The 5998-nt window shown below is 64.8% G+C and carries 4 protein-coding genes and 1 pseudogene; all 5 read left to right on the top strand.

The window, feature by feature from the left end:
* A pseudogene (locus AC1DT3_RS10430) lies at positions 1-1495 on the top strand (CoA-acylating methylmalonate-semialdehyde dehydrogenase); the annotation flags it as partial.
* A 148-nt stretch (positions 1496-1643) separates the two neighbouring features.
* On the top strand, positions 1644-2798 hold the full coding sequence (locus AC1DT3_RS10425) for an isobutyryl-CoA dehydrogenase (protein WP_477465185.1): 1155 nt from the start codon (positions 1644-1646) through the stop codon (positions 2796-2798).
* A 13-nt stretch (positions 2799-2811) separates the two neighbouring features.
* Positions 2812-3699 (top strand): 3-hydroxyisobutyrate dehydrogenase, encoded by an 888-nt coding sequence (gene mmsB, locus AC1DT3_RS10420; RefSeq protein WP_477465184.1) that lies wholly within the window; start codon positions 2812-2814, stop codon positions 3697-3699.
* 118 nt (positions 3700-3817) lie between these two features.
* A complete protein-coding gene (locus AC1DT3_RS10415; RefSeq protein WP_477465183.1) occupies positions 3818-5047 on the top strand; it encodes a peptide ABC transporter permease in 1230 nt (409 codons plus the stop codon).
* Between the two features lie 97 nt (positions 5048-5144).
* On the top strand, positions 5145-5998 hold an 854-nt coding region (locus AC1DT3_RS10410; protein ID WP_477465182.1), incomplete at its 3' end, for an amidohydrolase.

Here is a 5998-nt window from a genome sequence, read left to right as displayed (position 1 = left end):
GCGTGAAGTCGGACATTTCATCGGCGGCAAGCACGTCGCCGGGTCTTCGGAACGGACGGCCGACGTGTTTCAGCCCATGACCGGCGAAGTCATCGCCAAGGTCGCTCTCGCCTCCAACGACTAGTTGCGCAAGGCTGTCGAAAACTCCAAGGCCGCACAGCCCGCCTGGGCCACCACCAACCCGCAGCGCCGCGCCCGCGTTCTGATGAAGTTCCTCGAACTCATCGCCAAGGAGAACGACTCCCTGGCCGAACTTCTGGCCCGCGAGCACGGCAAGACCATCGTCGACGCCAAGGGCGACATTCAGCGCGGCGTCGAAGTCGCCGAGTTCTGCACCGGCATTCCGCACCTGATGAAGGGCGAGTTCTCCGAAGGCGCGGGCCCGGGCATCGACATGTACTCGATCCGCCAGGCGCTGGGCGTCGTCGCCGGCATCACGCCGTTCAATTTCCCGGCCATGATCCCCCTGTGGAAGCTCGCTCCCGCGATCGCGTGCGGCAACGCCTTCATTCTCAAGCCGTCCGAGCGCGCGCCCGGCGTGCCGATGCGTCTCGCCGAACTGATGATGGAGGCTGGACTACCGGCCGGCATCCTCAACGTCGTCAACGGCGACAAGGAATCCGTCGACGGCATTCTCGATGATCGCGACATCAAGGCCGTCGGCTTCGTCGGCTCTTCGGCGATCGCGGAATACGTCTATTCCCGGGCGACCGCCAACGGCAAGCGCGCCCAGTGCTTCGGCGGCGCCAAGAACCACATGATCATCATGCCCGATGCGGACATGGATCAGGCGGTCGATGCGCTCATCGGCGCGGGCTACGGCTCGGCCGGCGAACGTTGCATGGCGATCTCGGTCGCAGTGCCCGTCGGCAAGGCCACCGCGGACGCTCTGCTGCACAAGCTCATTCCCCGTGTCGAAAGCCTGAAGGTCGGCCCTTCGACCGATCCCTCCGCGGATTTCGGCCCGCTCGTGACGAGGGCCCATCTCGACAAGGTCCTGTCCTATGTGGACCAGGGCGTGAAGGAAGGCGCGAAGCTCGCGGTCGATGGCCGCAAGTTCAAGATGCAGGGCTACGAGAACGGCTTCTACATGGGTGGGTGCCTGTTCGACGACGTGCGCCCCGACATGCGCATCTACAAGGAAGAGATTTTCGGCCCGGTTCTCTCCGTGGTCCGCGCCAAGGATTATGACGAGGCCCTGCGATTGCCGACCGAGCACGAATACGGCAACGGCGTCGCGATCTACACCCGCGACGGCGACGCGGCGCGCGATTTCGCCTCCAAGGTGGATGTGGGCATGGTGGGCATCAACGTACCGATCCCCGTGCCGCTGGCCTATTACACCTTCGGCGGCTGGAAACGGTCGGGTTTCGGCGATCTCAATCAGCACGGCCCGGATGCCATTCGCTTCTATACGAAGACGAAAACCGTCACCACGCGTTGGCCGTCGGGCATCAAGGAAGGCGCGGAATTCTCGATCCCGACGATGAAGTAAGAATACGATGGCCGGGGCTCGTCCCCGGCCATTTCGCATCAGGGTCGACCCGGCGCCGCGGTATGTGCCCCGATTGGCCACAAACTCATCGCGATCTAGATCGAAAGTCGGGGTGCCCCAACGCAAGCGGGCATGACGATCTAGGGCCATGACTCAGTTCGATCTCACAGACGATCAGATTGCCGTCCGCGACATGGCGCTCGCCTTTGCAGCGGAGAAACTCGCGCCGCATGCCCTCGAATGGGACGAGACCAAGCATTTTCCAGTCGACGTGATGCGCGAGGCGGCGGCGCTCGGAATGGCGGCGATCTACACCCGCGACGACGTCGGCGGTTCCGGGATGTCGCGTCTCGACGCGGCGCTGATCTTCGAAGCGCTCGCGACCGGATGCCCCGCCGTGTCCGCCTATCTGTCGATCCACAACATGGTGACGTGGATGATCGACCGCTATGGCTCGGACGAACAGCGGCAGCGCTTTCTCCCCGAGCTCTGCACGATGGATCTCATCGGCAGCTATTGCCTGACCGAACCGGGATCGGGCTCGGACGCCGCTGCGCTCAAGACCCGCGCCGTACGCGACGGCGATCAATATGTGGTCAATGGCGTGAAGCAGTTCATTTCCGGCGCCGGTGTTTCCGACATCTACGTGACGATGGTGCGCACCGGCGAAGGCGGCGCGGCCGGCGTCTCGGCCCTGGTGATCGAAAAGGAGACGCCCGGTGTCTCGTTCGGCGCGCTCGAAAAGAAGATGGGCTGGAACGCGCARYCGACACGMGCCGTGATCTTCGAGGATGCGCGCGTGCCTGTCGCGAACCGGCTGTCCGAGGAAGGTGTCGGCTTCAAGATCGCGATGTCGGGTCTCGACGGCGGCCGTCTCAATATCGGCGCGTGCTCTTTGGGCGGCGCGCAAGCCGCCCTCGACAAGGCTCTCGCCTATGCCACCGACCGTAAGGCGTTCGGCAAGTCCATCGCGGATTTTCAGGCGCTCCAGTTCCGCTTTGCCGATATGGCGACGGAGTTGGAAGCCGCCCGAACGCTGCTGTGGCGTGCCGCATGCGCGCTCGATGCGAAAACGCCGGATGCGACCAAGCTCTGCGCCATGGCGAAGCGCTTTGCGACCGACACCGGTTTCAATGTCGCCAACGACGCGCTGCAGATTCACGGTGGCTACGGTTATCTTGCCGATTACGGGGTCGAGAAGATCGTGCGCGATCTACGCGTGCATCAGATTCTCGAGGGGACCAACGAGATCATGCGCCTCATCGTGGCGCGGGACCTGTTGGGACGGGAACGAAAACAATAAAGCGGAGGAAGCCATGGCGTCGATCGGGTTTATCGGCCTCGGCAACATGGGCGGCCCGATGGCCACCAATCTGGTGAAGGCGGATCACACGGTCATGGGTTTCGATCTCGTGCCCGCCTCAAACGACCGGGCGCGGGCCAACGGCATCACCGTCGTCGGCTCGGCCCTCGACGCGGCCCGCAACGCCGATGTCGTCATCACGATGTTGCCGGCGGGCGCGCACGTGCTTTCCGTCTGGTCCGGGATCCTGCCAGTGGTCAAACAGGGCGCGCTCGTCATCGATTGTTCGACGATCGATGTAAAAAGCGCCCGCGAAGCGCATGAGATGGCGCGCGAGCGCAATCTTGCGGCGCTCGATGCTCCGGTCTCCGGTGGCGTCGGCGGCGCGACCGGCGCAACGCTGACTTTCATGGTCGGGGGCTCGGCCGACGCGTTCGGACGCGGACGCCCGGTTCTGTCCGAGATGGGAAAACGGGTGGTCCATTGTGGCGATGCCGGCTCCGGCCAGGCGGCCAAGATCTGCAACAACATGATCCTCGGCATTTCGATGATCGGCGTCGCGGAGGCGTTCGTGCTCGCCGAAAAACTCGGGCTCTCGCATCAGGCCTTGTTCGACGTCGCATCGACCGCTTCCGGCCAGTGCTGGTCACTGACGAGCTATTGCCCTGTGCCCGGCCCGGTGCCCGCCTCGCCGGCCAATAACGGCTACAAGCCCGGTTTCGCGGCGGCCCTGATGCTCAAGGATCTCCGGCTCGCACAGGAAGCCGCTGTGACCACCAACGCGGTGACACCCCTAGGTGCGGAGGCCGCCCAACTTTACGCGCTGTTCGACGGCGAGGGCCACGGGGACGAGGACTTTTCCGCCATCGTCAAATTTCTCAGAGGCCGGGCCAAAGCCTGAGACGGTTTCGAACGACGACATCGCGGGAGTGTTGCGCGGCGCCTACAGCTTTCGCTGTGCGCCTCCGATACGGTCGGCCTGACGCCACCCGTTCAACCTTCGATTGTCCTAGCCCTTCATGGCCCGCACTTCTTCCCCGGCCGACCCGTCGAGCGCCGCTGCAGCCGTCCTGCGGCGGCTCGGTTTCGCGTTGCTGTTTCTCGTCGGCCCGACGGCTGCGTTGTTCGCGAGACGGGCCATCGTCATCCTCGGCCCGGTCGCGATCATTCTCCTGGTCCTCGCCGCCGTGCTGGACGGCGGCTCGCGGGTGTCCCGACAGCGCCTGGGCGGGCTTCTGCTCTCGCGCGGCGGCGTCGCGGGCTTGGTCCTGTTCATCTGGACGGGATTGTCGCTGATCTGGACGCCATTCCTGTCGGAGGCCACGGAGCGGCTGATCAACATCGTCGGCATGCTGCTGATGGCGGCAGCCGGATTTCTCGCTCTGCCTGACCGCATGCGCTCGGCCAATCTCTATATGCTTTCGGTGGGAATCGGGCTTGCGGCCGTCATCGCTTGCATCGCGGGCGTGCGCGGCATCGCACCGATCGATCCCGACAGTCAGAACCTGGAGCGCGGACTGATTCTCCTCGCCGTTTTCGTGTGGCCCGCCGTAACATGGCTGCATTCGCGCGGACGCAATATCGAAGCGGTTCTGCTCGCCGTCGCGGTCGCGCTCGCGACCGTTCTCGGCCCGGGCCCACTCCCCCTCCAGGGACTGACCGCGGGAGCGGCGCTTTTCGCGGTCACCGCCATCAGCCCTCAATTYGGCGTGCGGCTGACCGCCATCCTCCTCGGCGGCCTGCTGTTGCTGGCGCCGGCGCTGCCCTTCGTCCTCAAGCCCGTGGTCGTCAATCTCTTCGGACCCGACGCGTCGCTCGTCGACGGTCTCGACGTCTGGCGCGCCGTGATCGTGGGCGAGCCGGTGCGGCTGGTGACGGGCCATGGGCTCGAGACCGCCCTGCGTGGACGTTTCGCCGGATTGCTCGACCCAACGGCGCCGAGCTCTTTCCTGTTCGAGATCTGGTATGAACTCGGGCTCATCGGCGCGGTCACCGGCGCCATCGTCCTCCATGCGTCGGTGATGGGCTCCGAGGGCGAACGACCCCTGCTCGTGCCCGGAATCATGGCGACCTTCGCCTCCGCCTATGCGCTCGGCTGCTTCGGCGTCGGAACGGCGCAAGCCTGGTGGTTCACGGCCCTCGTCATGGCCATGCTGATGTTCGTCGCTATCGATCGCGGCCAGTTCCGCACCAAACGGCCCAAGGCGATCTTTCTGCGCCGCGAACGGCCGCTCGTTCCAAGCATCTGACGGATTGACCATCGGACCCGTTCCCTGCTTCGCTGGCTCTCGTTAGGATACCGGCGAAACACGCGCGTTCCTTCCACCTTTCAGACACAGGTCTTCCATGCCCATCATCAACCGTGTTGCCGATTTCACCGATGAGATCACGGCTTGGCGCCGCGACTTTCATGAGAACCCCGAGCTTCTATACGAGGTGCACCGGACCGCGGGTATCGTCGCGGAGAAGTTGAAGGCGTTCGGCTGCGACGAGGTGGTCACGGGGATCGGACGGACCGGCGTCGTCGGCGTGATCCGCGGCCGCGCCAACGGTTCGGGCAAGGTCGTCGGCCTGCGCGCCGACATGGACGCGCTCCCGATCGAAGAAGCGACCGACGTCGGATACAAATCGAAGGTACCCGGCAAGATGCATGCCTGCGGCCATGACGGCCACACCTCGATGCTGCTCGGCGCCGCGAAATACCTCGCCGAAACCCGCAATTTCGACGGCACCGCGATCATGATCTTCCAGCCGGCTGAAGAGGGCGGCGCGGGCGCGGATGCGATGATCAAGGACGGTCTGATGGAGCGCTTCGGCATTCAGGAAGTCTACGGCATGCACAACATGCCGGGCATCGCCGTGGGCGCGTTCGCCATCCGGCCCGGCCCGATCGCAGCCGCCGCCGACCGGTTCACCTTGACGATCGAGGGCAAGGGCGGCCACGCCGCACGTCCGCACGATTCGATCGATCCGATCCTCGTCGCAAGTCATGTGATCACGGCGCTGCAAACGGTGGTGTCGCGCAGCGTCGATCCTCTCGAATCCGCTGTCGTCTCCGTCTGCTCCATCAAAGGCGGCGAAGCCTTCAACGTCATTCCGCAGAACGTGACGATTCTCGGCACCGTCCGCTCGCTCACAAGCGAGGTCCGCGATCTCGCCGAAGAGCGTGTGCGCGCCATCATCGACAACGTCTGCACGGC

The organism is Microvirga sp. P4_G7 (assembly GCF_056401005.1).
The sequence above is the reverse complement of the archived record's forward strand: the minus strand, read 5'-3'. Positions and strand labels throughout refer to the sequence as shown.